The organism is Vannielia sp. (assembly GCF_029212645.1).
In the GTDB taxonomy this organism is placed as follows: Bacteria; Pseudomonadota; Alphaproteobacteria; order Rhodobacterales; family Rhodobacteraceae; genus Vannielia.
Genome location: NZ_JARGND010000062.1, coordinates 1 through 13,027 on the forward strand (window position 1 = coordinate 1; position 13,027 = coordinate 13,027).

The 13,027-nt window shown below is 60.0% G+C and carries 13 protein-coding genes; 9 read left to right on the forward strand and 4 right to left on the reverse strand.

Going from position 1 to position 13,027, the window contains the following annotated elements:
- On the reverse strand, positions 1-230 hold a 230-nt coding region (locus P1U55_RS14425; RefSeq protein ID WP_301048328.1), incomplete at its 3' end, for an ATP-binding cassette domain-containing protein.
- Between the two features lie 131 nt (positions 231-361).
- Entirely contained in the window at positions 362-1,243 is an 882-nt protein-coding gene (locus tag P1U55_RS14430; protein ID WP_301048329.1) for a helix-turn-helix domain-containing GNAT family N-acetyltransferase, read from the reverse strand.
- Positions 1,244-1,349: 106 nt separating this feature from the next.
- Here P1U55_RS14430 and P1U55_RS14435 point away from each other — a divergent pair, with 106 nt between their 5' ends.
- The 4 genes from P1U55_RS14435 (at position 1,350) to P1U55_RS14450 (ending at position 6,164) form a co-directional block, all read left to right on the forward strand.
- Entirely contained in the window at positions 1,350-1,952 is a 603-nt protein-coding gene (locus tag P1U55_RS14435; RefSeq protein ID WP_301048330.1) for a nicotinate-nucleotide adenylyltransferase, read from the forward strand.
- Positions 1,953-1,999: 47 nt separating this feature from the next.
- Entirely contained in the window at positions 2,000-3,499 is a 1,500-nt protein-coding gene (dacB, locus tag P1U55_RS14440) for a D-alanyl-D-alanine carboxypeptidase/D-alanyl-D-alanine-endopeptidase (RefSeq protein ID WP_301048331.1), read from the forward strand.
- A gap of 100 nt (positions 3,500-3,599) precedes the next feature.
- Positions 3,600-4,886, forward strand: coding sequence for a chemotaxis protein (locus P1U55_RS14445; RefSeq protein ID WP_301048332.1), 1,287 nt, complete (start codon positions 3,600-3,602; stop codon positions 4,884-4,886).
- Between the two features lie 15 nt (positions 4,887-4,901).
- Positions 4,902-6,164 carry a PAS domain-containing protein gene (locus tag P1U55_RS14450; RefSeq protein ID WP_301048333.1) on the forward strand — a complete coding sequence of 421 codons (1,263 nt, stop codon included), beginning with the start codon at positions 4,902-4,904 and terminating at the stop codon, positions 6,162-6,164.
- Between the two features lie 6 nt (positions 6,165-6,170).
- On the opposite strand, the gene P1U55_RS14455 is transcribed toward P1U55_RS14450, so the two are convergent.
- A complete protein-coding gene (locus P1U55_RS14455; protein ID WP_301048334.1) occupies positions 6,171-6,572 on the reverse strand; it encodes a tellurite resistance TerB family protein in 402 nt (133 codons plus the stop codon).
- A 145-nt stretch (positions 6,573-6,717) separates the two neighbouring features.
- Here P1U55_RS14455 and P1U55_RS14460 point away from each other — a divergent pair, with 145 nt between their 5' ends.
- Complete coding sequence (locus P1U55_RS14460; RefSeq protein WP_301048335.1) at positions 6,718-8,292, forward strand: lysine--tRNA ligase; 1,575 nt, start codon at positions 6,718-6,720, stop codon at positions 8,290-8,292.
- 388 nt (positions 8,293-8,680) lie between these two features.
- Entirely contained in the window at positions 8,681-10,972 is a 2,292-nt protein-coding gene (locus P1U55_RS14465; RefSeq protein WP_301048336.1) for a glycosyl hydrolase family 28-related protein, read from the forward strand.
- A 63-nt stretch (positions 10,973-11,035) separates the two neighbouring features.
- Here P1U55_RS14465 and P1U55_RS14470 read toward each other — a convergent pair whose 3' ends face one another.
- The gene (locus P1U55_RS14470) at positions 11,036-11,527 is read right to left on the reverse strand and encodes a pyridoxamine 5-phosphate oxidase (protein WP_301048337.1); all 492 of its coding nucleotides are present in this window, start codon (positions 11,525-11,527) and stop codon (positions 11,036-11,038) included.
- A gap of 70 nt (positions 11,528-11,597) precedes the next feature.
- Here P1U55_RS14470 and P1U55_RS14475 point away from each other — a divergent pair, with 70 nt between their 5' ends.
- The 3 genes from P1U55_RS14475 to P1U55_RS14485 all read left to right on the forward strand — a co-directional run.
- Positions 11,598-12,005 carry a universal stress protein gene (locus P1U55_RS14475; RefSeq protein WP_301048338.1) on the forward strand — a complete coding sequence of 136 codons (408 nt, stop codon included), beginning with the start codon at positions 11,598-11,600 and terminating at the stop codon, positions 12,003-12,005.
- A 193-nt stretch (positions 12,006-12,198) separates the two neighbouring features.
- Positions 12,199-12,516, forward strand: a complete 318-nt coding sequence (locus P1U55_RS14480; RefSeq protein WP_301048339.1) for an antibiotic biosynthesis monooxygenase — start codon at positions 12,199-12,201, stop codon at positions 12,514-12,516.
- The coding region (locus P1U55_RS14485; protein WP_301048340.1) for a rhodanese-like domain-containing protein at positions 12,516-13,027 on the forward strand (512 nt) is incomplete at its 3' end. The genes P1U55_RS14480 and P1U55_RS14485, both read left to right, overlap by 1 nt.

A 13,027-nucleotide genomic window follows, 5' to 3' on the forward strand; every position in this document is an offset into this window, starting at 1 on the left:
GGCAGGTAGCCGACCTTGGCCCCTTCGGCGGCCCAGGCCTCGCCAGAAAAATCCGTGTCGAGCCCGGCCATGATTTTCATCAGGGTCGACTTGCCCGAACCGTTCACGCCGACAACGCCGATCTTCACGCCGGGCAGGAAGCTCAGGCGGACGTTCTCGAAGCATTTCTTGCCGCCGGGATAGGTTTTTGAGACGCCATCCATGTGATAGACGTATTGATAAGCAGCCATGGTATCCTCCGAAGGTCGTGTTGCCCCTCATCTAGGCGAGGCGGGCGGAAAGGGCAATCAGGGCGACGCGCAGGAAAGCGGATCGCGCTATTGGGAATGCCCGCGATAAGCCGCGCGCGTGCCGCCGGTTCCTAAAGCGCCTTTTCAAAGAAGTGATCCGGGTAAGGATCGTTATTGAAGCGCGGGATCTCATGCCAGCCGCTATTGCGATAAAGCGCAACGGCCTCGGGCAGCGCAGAGTTGGTATCAAGCCGCAGGGTGTTCATGCTGAGGGCGCGTGCCGCGCTCTCAACCGCGCCCATCAGCCGCTTGGCCAGCCCAAGGCCACGGGCCGAGGGCGCGATCCACATGCGCTTGATCTCGCCCACCGTGCCACCATTGCCCTTGAGCCCAACACAGCCAAGCGGCAGCCCATCAGACCATGCCAGCAGAAACGTGCCACAAGGAGCGCGCATCGAGGCGGCATCAGGATCGGCAGACAGGGTCACATCGAAGCCCTGATCAAAGCGGCGGGCAAGTTCGCTGTAATATTCTGTGAGGCAATAGAGACTGGCCTCATCGCGCGGATCGGCTTGGGAAATTTCGATGCGGTTGCGCCCAAGCGCAGATGCGATGAGGTCCATCGCGTCGAGCAGGGATTGCGGGCGCGGATGCCCCCCAAGCAGCCGTGCCGCGTGACCGTCTGAAAGGCTTTCATAGGCGGCAAATTCGCCCTGTCCCTTGGCGGTGAGCCGCGCCAGCCGTTTGCGGCCGTCATCGGGGTGGGGCGCGGTGAGCACCAGCCCTTCCTCCTCAAGCGTGCGCAGGATGCGGCTCAGCAAGCCACTGTCCAGTTGGAGAAAGTCGCGCACCTCGCCCAGCTCACGCCCGGCGCTGCCCGATTGGCCGATTGCATTGAGCACCCGCGCCACGCCAAGCGGGCGGCCACGGCCAAGGAAACTATCGTCGAGGGCCCCCACTTCGGTGGTGACGGCGCGGTTAAATCGGCGGATGCGGGCGATATCGGTCAACATGGTGCCTGACTATGGTCAGCTATCTGTCGCCGTCAAGGGGGCAGCGCGGGCATTGAACCCAAGCCAGCATTTGGCTACCTCGGTGACGCCAAGGGAAGGAGCCGTGATGCGCGCCAATCTGCCATATGCCCGCGCCGGCCAAACCATTGGCCTGCTGGGCGGGTCTTTTGACCCGGCGCATGAGGGCCATGCCCATGTGACCCGTGAGGCGCTCAAGCGGTTTGGCCTTGATCGCGTATGGTGGCTGGTAAGCCCCGGCAATCCGCTCAAAGCCCATGGCCCGGCCCCTCTGGAAGACCGGCTTCGGCACGCGCGGGCCTTGATACGCCACCCGCGCGTGGTGGTCACGGATATCGAGGCGCGGCTTGGCACGCGCTACACCGCGGAAACCCTTCGTGCGCTGCAAATGCGCTACCCCGGCGTGCGTTTCACCTGGTTGATGGGGGCCGATAATCTGGCGCAATTTCACCAGTGGGACAAATGGCGCGAGATCATGCAGCGGGTGCCGATCGGGGTGATCGCCCGCCCCGGTGACAGGCTTTCTGCGCGGATGTCGAAGGCGGCAGCAAGCTTTGCCGACGCCAAGCTGCCTGCGCGCGCGTCTCACCGCCTTCCCTTTGCAACGCCCCCCGCTTGGTGTTTCATCAACATTCCCATGCGCAATATTTCTTCGAGCGCGATTCGCGCGGCCCGCAAGGCGAAGTCGTGATCCGATGCCGTCTTGAGGCCCGCCGCAGCTTTTGATTTGGTGCTATTATGACTGTGCCCCTTCTTTCCCGACGCCTGGTGCTCGCTGGCCTTCTGGCTGGAACCGCCGAAATCGCCTGGGCCAACCCGCCCGCAACCTCGCTGCGCCCGATGCGCAAACCGGGCGGCACCCGTGGTCCGGTGCGGCGTGCCAATGCCTATGAAGCGCTGATCGAGGCCGCACAGCTTGGCGGCAAGGTGGGCTTTGTGGTGGCCGATGCCAAAACCGGCAAGGTGCTGGAGGCGCACAATCCGCTATTGCCGATGCCGCCCGCTTCGGTGGCCAAGGCGATCACCTCGCTCTACGCATTAGAGCGGCTCGGCGGCGGGCACCGCTTTACCACCAGCGTTGTGGCAACGGGGCCGGTTGTTGGCAATACGGTGAAGGGTGATATCGTGCTGGTGGGCACAGGTGATCCATCGCTCACGACCGATGGTCTGGCCGATCTGGCTTCGGGGCTGAGAAAGGCCGGCATTGCCGCTGTCACTGGCAAGCTCAGGGTCTATGACGGCGCTCTGCCCGGTATCCGCACGATTGATCCGGGCCAGCCTGATCATGTGGGGTACTCGCCCGGGATTTCCGGGATGAACCTCAATTACAACCGCGTGCATTTTGAGTGGACCCGTGCGGGCGGTGGGTACAGCGTGGCGATGGATGCGCGGACCGAGCGCTACAGCCCGCCTGTTCGCTCAGCCAGCATGGAGGTCGTGAACCGCGATGTGCCGGTTTATACCTATAAGCTTCAGGGCGGGGTAGATCGCTGGACCGTTTCACGCAAGGCCCTTGGCAAGGGCGGCAGCCGCTGGCTTCCGGTGCGCAATCCGGGTGCCTACGCGGGCGAGGTGTTCCAATCTCTGGTGCGCTCGAATGGTGTGAAGGTCGGGCTGGGCGATCCTGCACGGCGCATCCCCAAGGGCAAGGTGCTGGCGCAGGTTCAGTCCGAAGACCTGCGCAGCCTTCTGCGCGATATGATGAAATGGTCCACCAATCTCACCGCTGAAGTGGTGGGCATGACGGCGTCGGCCAAAGGCGGCAAGCGACCCCGCAACCTCAAGGATTCAGCCGGCGAAATGGCGCGTTGGCTGTCGTCGCGCAGCGGGGCGCGCAAGGCCCGCTTTGTTGATCATTCGGGGCTGGGCGACAGCTCGCACATCTCCACCCGTGAAATGGTGGCCGCTCTAACCGGGCTTGCGCCCAAACTGGGCCTGCGCCCGTTGCTAAAGCCAATCCCGATGCGCGATGTGAAGGGGCGGGTGATCAAGGGGCATCCGCTCAGGATCCACGCCAAAACCGGCACGCTCAACTTTGTTTCGGCGCTTGCTGGCTATGTCACCGCGCCTGATGGCACCGATCTGGCGTTTGCGATTTTCACGGCAGATGAAAGCCGCCGCAAAAGGCTCTCAAAGGCCGAGCGTGAAAGGCCGCCGGGCGGGAGCGCGTGGAACAAACGGGCCAAGAACCTCCAAATGCGCCTGATCGAGCGTTGGACGACCCTCTATAGCGGCTGACAGCGGCGACGTTAATTAATCCCAAACCCTCTGACCTTAGCTTCCCTCCTCGTGGTGCTCGGTCGGGCACTGCCTGATTCTTGCAAGCACCGGGGGATGCATGACCGATACCGAGCCAAACACGAAACGCCCACGCAGCGGTGAGGCCCCCTTTGATTTTGAAGAGGTGTTTTTCTCCCGCACCGATGAGCGCGGCGTGATCCAATCTGGCAACAAGGTGTTTCAGCGCGTGACTGATCATTCTTGGGAAAAGCTGCTTGGTGCCTCGCAAAATCTGACCCGCCACCCCGATATGCCCAAGGGGTTCTTCCACCTGTTCCGGGAGAGATTGAAGAATGGCCGCATGGCCTCGGGCTATGTCAAAAACCTTGCCGCAGATGGGCTTCATTACTGGGTTTTCGCCCTCTCATCGCCCTTGCCCTCCGGCGGGTTTATCTCGGTTCAGGTCAAGCCAACCTCATATAACTTTGCGAACGTTCAGGCTGAGTATGCCATCGTGCGCAAACGTGAGCAGGAGGAAGACCTTTCTGGCGAAGAGAGCGGCGCCATTTTTGTTGAGCGGCTCAAGGAATTGGGGTTCGCCGATTTTGAGCACTTCATGGCCTCCAGCCTTGCGCAAGAGCTCTCCGCTCGGGACGAAAAGCTCGGGCGCGGGCGCAACCTGCAGGGTGAGCAGTTTTCGGCCATTTCGAAAGCGGTTCGCGATGCGATCACGCACACCAACGCCCTTTGTGAAACCTTCCGCGCCATTGAAGCGGTGCCGCATAACATGCGCATTCTGGCCTCGCGCCTGGAGGCCTCGGGCGGCCCGATTGCGGCGATTTCTTCGAACTATGGGTCTATGTCTCGCGAAATTTCCGACTGGGTGAACCATTTTGTCATCTCCGACGACAGCGCCTTTGCCAACCTGCGCCGCTCAGTGAGCCGAAGCCGTATGCTATCGGCCATGGTCAGGCTGCTGGAGGAGGCAAGGCAGCAATTTGAAAACGAGTCAGATGACCCGGACAACCCCATCAACCGCCACGACGAAGAAGCCCTTTTGAAGGAAGTGTCACGGGACTACCGGGACTCGGCGGATAGATACCTAGGCATGGTCGAAAAAGAAGCGGTGGTCTTTGGTCGGGCCGTTGGCGAAATGAAGCGGATGATCGCCGGGCTCTCTACCACACGGATGATGTGCAAAATCGAAAGTGCGCGCCTGCCAGAAAAGAACGAGAGCCTGATGGCGATCATTGGCCAGCTCGACAAGTTCCAGGCAGAGCTGGAAAACCGGCTCGAAAAAATTGGCGAAATAACAGCAACCGTCCTTTCTGCGTCGCGAGGGCTTGGAATGGGCCACGCTGTGAAAGACCGGCAGATCAAATATCAAACCCGAAAAGTTGCCTGAAGGGAGCGTCGCTTCATGTTTCACACCACCGACGAGTTGAGCTTTGGCGAAGCCCCGTTTCACTATGGCGAGCTGTTCTTTTCGCGCACCGATGAGCGAGGAATCATCCAGGCGGGAAACGAGGTATTCCAGCGCCTGTCGTCTTATCCCTGGTCACAGCTCATCGGCGCGCATCATGAGATGGTGCGCCACCCGGATATGCCCAAGGGCTTTTTCCATATCTTCTGGGAGAGGCTTCGAGCGGGTGAAAGTGTGTCAGGCTATATGAAGAACGTAGCCCAGGATGGGTCGCACTATTGGGTTTATGCCATAATTCAGCCCGTTGAGGGGGGCTACCTTTCGGTTCGGATCAAGCCCGGATCGCAGTTATTTAAGGCGGTCGCCGCCACCTATGCCGCGCTCCATGAGGTTGAGGAGACGGAGGAACTTTCCGATGAAGAGAGTGCTGTGCGGCTGCTCCAGCGGCTCCAGAAAATGGGCTATGGGAATTACGATACCTTCATGGCCGAAAGCCTCGCGGCAGAACTCGCGGCGACTGACACGGCGTTGAAAAGGGCGGTTGGAGAGCGCGGCCAGCACTTTGCCCGGCTGTACCAAGCGGTAAACGAAGCAAAGGAACACACCCTGGCGCTTTGCGAAACCTTCAGTGCCATCGAGGGCATTCCGCACAACATGCGCATCCTCGCCTCACGTCTTGAGGCTTCCGGCGGTCCGATCGCGGCGATTTCGGCCAACTATGGCTCTATCAGCCAGGAAATCTCGGATTGGGCAAGTGGTTATGTGCAGGGCGCGGATAGCATATTCGGCAGGTTAGATCACAGTATGCGCAACTGCGGTTACCTCAGCGGCGTGGCCAGGGTGATGGATGAAGTTTGTGTGCAATTCGATGGCGAGGCCGATGATCCGGATTGCCCTGTCAACCGGAGCGATGAAAAACAGCACCTAACGGCCACCGCGACAATCTGCCGAGATAAAGCCGAGGAGCAGTTGGGCATACTCGAAAAGACCGCGACCAGATTTTCCAACGGCGTGATGGCGATGAAACGGTTGATCGCTGGCCTCTCCACCACACGGATGATGTGCAAGATCGAAAGCGCCAGCCTGCCGCAGAAAAACGAAAGCCTGACAGCCATCATCAACCAGCTCGACAGTTTTCAAATCCAGATGGAGGAGCATCTGGACCAGCTTGCCATGCTCACGGCTGCATTCCTAACCTCGGTGCGCGCCCTGCACGCGACCCGCAGAAAGCCGTTAAAATTAAAAATGGCAGCCGGTTGAGCGGTTTTAGAGGGTCATGTGCCGCGCGCGCGCGCCGCGCTCGATCGCGGCTCCATGAAGCCTGTCGATGTTAAGCTCGTAGCGCATTTCCTGGAGAAAAACCAATTCAGATTCGCGCAGCATCCCGTCAGCCGCCGCAACATCGCAGCCAAGGGCATAGGCGGTCTCGTAAAGCTTTTCCGGAAGGGCCTCGCGGACCAAACCGAAAAGCGCATCAAGGCCATCTTCGGTTTCGAAAAGATCAAGAACCATTTCCGAGACCGGGCGAATGCGGTCCTGATCATAATCGGCAAACACCGGAAGGTGATTGACGATGCGCTCAATCGTGAGCAGTTCGGTGGTGCGGATTGCCTCATCAGACGCCGAAACGGCGATCATCACGGCCACGAGGGCGTCAGTGGGGGTCATCGAGGGGGTTGCTTCGGTCACTGGGGGCCTCTCAGGCTGGGAAAACCATGCGTCTGCCGTTGCTTTTATTGACCTCGCCCCAGCGCCGCAATAGGGAGCAGAGCAGAGGGGCGCACAGGGTGCCCTGCAAATGAGAGCACGAGATATGTCCGAACTTCGGGAAGCCGCAATGGAGAGCAAGGCCTGGCCATTCCAAGAGGCGCGAGCGGTGCTCAAACGGATCCAAGCGGCGGGTTCGAAAAAAGACCACGTGCTGTTTGAAACCGGGTATGGCCCCTCGGGCCTGCCGCATATCGGCACCTTCGGCGAGGTTTTGCGCACAACAATGATCCGCCGCGCCTTCGAAGTGATCTCCGATATCCCGACCCGGATGATCTGCTTTTCTGATGATATGGACGGCATGCGCAAAGTGCCCGGCAATGTTCCCGATCAGGACATGTTGCAGGAACATTTGCAAAAGCCGCTCACCTCCGTGCCCGATCCCTTCGGCACCCATGAAAGCTTCGGTCACCACAACAACGCCATGCTGCGCCGGTTTCTCGATACCTTCGGGTTTGATTATGAGTTCATCTCCGCAACCGAGTTTTACGCCTCTGGCCAGTTTGACGAGGTGCTCAAGCGTGCCGTCGAGCGCTATGATGATGTGATGAAGGTGATGTTGAAAAGCCTGCGCGAAGAGCGCCGCCAATCCTATTCCATCTTCCTGCCAATTCACCCCGAAACGGGCCGTGTGCTTTATGTGCCAATGAAAGAGGTGAACGCCAAAGACCACAGCATCACCTTTGATGATGAAGAAGGTCGCGAGTGGACGCTGCCCGTGACCGGCGGCAATGTGAAGCTGCAATGGAAGCCGGATTTCGGGGCGCGCTGGGCCGCGCTTGGCGTTGATTTCGAGATGTATGGCAAGGACCACTCCACCAACACGCCGATCTATGACCGCATCTGTGAAATCCTCGGCGGCAAGAAGCCTGAGCATTTCACCTATGAGCTTTTCCTGGATGACAAGGGCCAGAAAATCTCGAAATCCTCGGGCAATGGTATCTCGATCGATGAATGGCTGACCTATGCCAGCACCGAGAGCCTGAGCTATTTCATGTTCCAGAAACCGAAAACGGCGAAGCGGCTGTTCTTTGATGTGATCCCGCGCGCGATGGATGAGTACCACCAACAGTTGCGCGCCTATGAGGGTCAGGACGCTACGCAGCGGTTGGCCAACCCTGTCTATCACATCCACAATGGCGATGTGCCGGTCTCGAAGATGGTTGTGCCCTTCTCGATGCTGCTCAATCTCGCGTCTGTTTCCGGGGCACGCGACAAGGAAACGCTTTGGGGGTTCATTGGGAAATACGCCCCCGACGCCGCGCCAGACAGCCATCCTGACCTAGACGCCGCTGCGGGCTACGCGGTGAAATACTACGAGGATTTCGTTGCCCCCAACAAAACCTACCGCGCCCCAACCGAGCCAGAGCGCGAGGCGCTCGAAGAGCTTAGGGACAAGCTCGCCGCATGGGATGGCGGGCAAGACGCCGAAGGGCTGCAAGGGATTGTTTATGATGTTGGCCGCGAGCGATTTGACCCGATGCGCGACTGGTTCAAGGCGCTCTATCAGGTGCTGCTCGGGGCCGATCAGGGGCCGCGTTTTGGCGGGTTCATCGCGCTATATGGGGTGGATGAAACCATTGCCCTCATCGAAAAGGGCCTTGCCGGCGAGCTGGGCTGAGTTGCAATAACCGCACCGCAGGCCACACTTCCCAAATCCAGGGGAGGTGTGTTCATGCACGCGATTATAGGTGTTCTGGCTCTGGCCCGGCACAGCGGCGCGGACGCAAGATGCCAACAGGGTGCCAAAAGGTATTGGCGCGCAGCTTGAGGCGTTTCAGGCCGGTGGCCTAACCTCGGCCCCCGATTCCTCCGCATGACCCCCACCGCACGTTAGGGTTACCGAGGCTTTAACCTTTCCCCTTAAAACCATCTGTGCACCCGAGGCGGATCACCCGCCCCGGACCGGATTTTTCCGAACGAACGACCATGAAAATCGAGCCGCTCCGCCTGCCCAAACGGCAGGCGATGGGCCGCGGCTGTATGCGCAATAGCAAAGGGGTTTTGCGATGAACAAGGCAATCACCGATGGGATCGTCTTCATGCCGCCGCCATTTTCGGCGGGGCTTGATGTGTGGTCGAAGGAGGAGGGCACACCCGGCAGTGCCACCTATGATGGCGATCCTTTGGCGGTCCTTGTCCCTTCGGATGCCGATTTTGGTGGCTGCCTTGAGGTGATCAAGAGCACGAGCAACCAGAAAATCCGCTCGATGGGCGAAACGCCAATTCTGCCCGGTTGCTATCTGCGTGTGACAGCGCGGGTAAAAGCCGTTGGCGGCAACCTTCCCGGCGTGCGGATTTCGGCCTGGGCCGGTGGCTCTGGCGGCTCTCATGTGACCGGCCTTACCGAGACCGGCCCGGCAACCACGCTCACCGCCTATGGCGATGTGGTTGAGGTGTCCGCGATCATCGGCACGGGCGCGCGCACTGGCGTTGATCTGCCGTGGAATACCGATGTGATCTACGCCCATGTTGGCCTTGATCTGACCGGCCCGAACGGCGGCACCGTGCGGATTGACGATCTGATCGTTGAAGATGTCACCTCTGCTTTCCTGCGCGACATGATGGATTGGGTGGATGTGCGCGATTACGGCGCGGTGGGCGATGGCACCACCGATGACACCGCCGCCTTCAACGATGCCGACAATGCTGCCAATGGCCGCGCCGTTCTGGTCCCGGCGGGCACTTATTATATCGGCAACACCATCACCATGGACAACCCGGTGCGCTTTGTCGGCTCGCTGGTGATGCCGACCGACAAGCGGCTGACATTGAAGAAAAACTTCGATCTCCCAAGCTATATCGACGCCTTCGGAGATGAGCGAATTGCCTTTGAAAAGGCCGTGCAATCCCTGTTCAACTACAATGACCACGACAGCCTTGATATGGGGGGCCGCAAGGTAGACCTGACCGAGCCTGTCGATGTGCACGCCGCAGTTGATAACCTTGATAGCTTCCTCGTGCGCCGCGTCATCCGCAACGGCCAGCTTCAGGCGTCAACCAGCACGGATTGGGACCCAACGGTCGCAACATCGCAGGCCACCTACAGCGCGACAGACTCCAAGGTGCTGACCGGCGTGTCAAATGTCGCCAATATCGAGGTTGGCTCGCTGGTTGAAGGCACCGGGGTTGGCCGCGAGGTTTACGTGAAGGCCAAGAATATTGGCTCGCAAACCCTCACGCTCAACAAGGCGCTTTATGATGCGGAAGGCACGCAGAATTACACCTTTACGCGCTTCAAATACCTGCTCGATTTCTCCGGTTTCGACAACATGGACAAGATCGTGCTGTCGGATATGGAATTCCAGTGCTCCAGCCGCGCAAACGGGATCATGCTGCCCAAGGACGGGCTCAACTTTCACATCCGCGATTGCTTCATCACCTCGCCGCAGAACCGTGGCATCACCTCGATCGGCGGGGCCTGTCAGGGGATGATGCTGGACCGGTGCCAGTTCCTTTCGGCCGAGCAAAGCGAACTGGTGCAAAACCGCATCTCGATCGCGGTCAACATCAATTCCAATGATGCCAAGATCCGCGATTGCCGCGCCGTGCGGTTCAAGCACTGGCTGGTGCTTGGCGGATCGAATTACATCATCTCTGGCAACCATTGGTTCCAGGGCGATGGCGTCAACCAAGGCGTGCGCTCGGCGGGGATCGTTTTTACCTCCACCAACGTGTCCACGACGATCACCTCGAACTACGTCGATAACAACTTTATCGAGTGGACCAACGAGCACGATGCAACGCCTGATTACACCAATGGGTATTCCTTCGGGGCGATGACGGTGGAAGATAATATCTTCTTCGCCACCCACCCCGCATCGTGGTTCAACTTCTTCGTGGTAAAGCCATTCGGCTCGGGCCACTTCCTGCACGGCCTCAATATCACCCAGAACGTCTTCAAATCCATCGGCGGCGGGATTGACCGGGTGGAACAGGTGGACGAGAGCTTTGCCGGGCTGGATTACGGGCGCTTCCGCAACGTTTCGTTCCACTCCAACACCTTTAACGGGGTGAACCAAATGGCCGTCAGCCCGGTGATGCTCCAGTTTGATCAAAACACCGCCGCCTCAACCTGGACACTCAACTTTGGGGACTACATGCCCTTCGGTGGCCGGGTGCGGAACGTCGAGAGCGTTGTCACCGAGAACGCCATCACCAAATCCGGCGGCGGCGCGCTTTGGTCAATGCCCTATGTGCGCGTCGAGCGCGGCACCAATAGCCAGGAGGTGGATCTCACCTGGGAGCAAGCCTGCTCTGGCCGTGTTCAGGTGATCGGGCGGGTTGATAACCCGAACTGATCACCCTGATCACCCCAAAACTTGCCTGAACGGCCCCGTGGTGAACGCTGCGGGGCCGTTTTTTCATAGGCCCAGATCGGCGGGCGTTAGGCGGAACGCCTGGCCAAAGCCCCCGTTCAGAAAGGCTGAAACCGGTGTCAGCCTGACGAAACCGAAATCCATGAAATCAACGTAGAGCTTGGCCTTGGGGTGTTGCTTTAACCAATGCTCCCGCATGGCGCTGTGCTCGGGTGCCCCGCGTGAAACAAACGCCGCCTCGCACTGCACCGTCAGGCGCGGGTGTGTCAGCGGATCGCCCTTCGGCCCCGGTTCCCCCAGCAAAAGCGAGCAGGCGGAATGCGCCTTCATCGCTGCCGTGTGGCCCGAGAGCGACGACACCAGCGTCACCGGCGCGCCGGCCTCATCAGTGCCCACGGCAATGCGCGTGACCATGGGCGCTCCGCTTTGCGGGGCGAGCACCCCCAGCGCGCCAAAACGGGCCTCGGCGATCAAGCGCCGGGCAAGGGCGCGGGCTTCGTTATCGGTGGGGCGGGTCGAATCGGCTTGTTTTGTCATGATCTAGGTCAATGCACCTTCTGGTGAGTGGCTTTAGGCTTACTGCAAATGAAGCAAGGGAGAAAAGCGCATGTACAAGAACATTCTCGTTCCAATCATCTTTGATGAAAGCCGCAACTCTGAAGAAGCGCTCAAGATCGCCGAGCGGGTTCTTGAGGAGGGCGGCAAGATCACCGCGCTCCACGTTATCGAGGAGGTGCCAAGCTACGCGGCGACCTACATTGATGAAAGCCGAATTCGGCAGGCCCGCACCGAGGTAGAGGCCGCCTTGGCCACCAAGTTGGGGGACCACAAGAACATCTCCTCCCGCGTGGTAACGGGCCACCCCGGTCGCACCATCCTTGAGGTGGCCGAGGATATGGGGGCCGATCTCATCGTGATCGCCTCGCACCGCCCCGGCTTGCAAGACTACTTCCTTGGCTCCACAGCAGCCCGCGTTGTGCGCCACGCCCCCTGCGGCGTGCACGTGATCCGCTGATACCATGGCGGCGGGGGAAGCCTCGCCGCCAATTCACAGCCGCCATGCCATCATGGGTTGAACAGGCCGTGGCTGCCCGTGCTATGCTTCTCCCAGCCAGGCCAACCGGGGAGGACATGCCATCATGGGTTGAACAGGCCGTGGCTGCCCGTGCTATGCTTCTCCCAGCCAGGCCAACCGGGGAGGAAAAGCCATGCCAACCATTTCCGCCGATAACAGCTATCAAACCGTGCTCACGACCCTTGAGGTCACGCCGGGCACTTGCGAAGACGTGCTTGATGCGCTCAAGGACGCCTACGCCAAGGTGATCTCAAAGCAGCCCGGTTTCAAGGCCGGAGCTCTGCATGTGAATGACGCGCAAACCCGCATTGCCAATTACTCGCAATGGGCGCGGCGCGAGGATTTTCAGGCCATGTTGCGCACCAAGGAAATGCGTGAGCGGAACCGGGTGATCCATGCCCAGGTCAAAAGCTTTGAGCCGGTGATGTATGAAGTGGGAGCCGTGTTCTGATGCGCGCTATCCTCGCCTTCCTCGCCTTCCTCGCCTTCGCCATGCCCGCCATGCCCGCCATGGCTGACCCGGTTGGCATCACGCCCGAGACGATGGCGATCACGGTTGAAACCCCCTCCGGCCCGGTCGAAATTTCGCGCATTCAGGACAACGCTCACAAGATCGAAGGGGATTTCGCCCTCACCTCGCGCCCCTGTCCCAATTTCTGCATCCAGCCCGCCATCCCCGCCGAGGGGGTAACGCTGATTGGCGAGTTAGAGCTGATGACCTTCCTGCAAGACCCGGAAGCACGGGTGATCGACGGTCGCATCACGCCCGAGTTCAAGGCCGCCACCATCCCCGGCGCAATCTCGGTCCCCTACACCGAAGCCGCCGACCGGCTGGGCGATCTTGGCTGCGAGCCCGATTTTGAAGGCTTCATCTGCGAAGGCGATCACCCCCGCGTCGCCCTCTTTTGCAACGGCCCCTGGTGCGGCCAATCCCCCACCGCCGCCCGCCGCATGATCGAAGC

Bases quoted from the DNA above. Each gene is read 5' to 3' on its own strand.
- P1U55_RS14430 (WP_301048329.1), bottom strand. From the start codon at position 1,243: ATGTTGACCGATATCGCCCGCATCCGCCGATTTAACCGCGCCGTCACC.
- P1U55_RS14435 (WP_301048330.1), top strand. From the start codon at position 1,350: ATGCGCGCCAATCTGCCATATGCCCGCGCCGGCCAAACCATTGGCCTG.
- dacB (WP_301048331.1), top strand. From the start codon at position 2,000: ATGACTGTGCCCCTTCTTTCCCGACGCCTGGTGCTCGCTGGCCTTCTG.
- P1U55_RS14445 (WP_301048332.1), top strand. From the start codon at position 3,600: ATGACCGATACCGAGCCAAACACGAAACGCCCACGCAGCGGTGAGGCC.
- P1U55_RS14450 (WP_301048333.1), top strand. From the start codon at position 4,902: ATGTTTCACACCACCGACGAGTTGAGCTTTGGCGAAGCCCCGTTTCAC.
- P1U55_RS14455 (WP_301048334.1), bottom strand. From the start codon at position 6,572: ATGACCCCCACTGACGCCCTCGTGGCCGTGATGATCGCCGTTTCGGCG.
- P1U55_RS14460 (WP_301048335.1), top strand. From the start codon at position 6,718: ATGTCCGAACTTCGGGAAGCCGCAATGGAGAGCAAGGCCTGGCCATTC.
- P1U55_RS14465 (WP_301048336.1), top strand. From the start codon at position 8,681: ATGAACAAGGCAATCACCGATGGGATCGTCTTCATGCCGCCGCCATTT.
- P1U55_RS14470 (WP_301048337.1), bottom strand. From the start codon at position 11,527: ATGACAAAACAAGCCGATTCGACCCGCCCCACCGATAACGAAGCCCGC.
- P1U55_RS14475 (WP_301048338.1), top strand. From the start codon at position 11,598: ATGTACAAGAACATTCTCGTTCCAATCATCTTTGATGAAAGCCGCAAC.
- P1U55_RS14480 (WP_301048339.1), top strand. From the start codon at position 12,199: ATGCCAACCATTTCCGCCGATAACAGCTATCAAACCGTGCTCACGACC.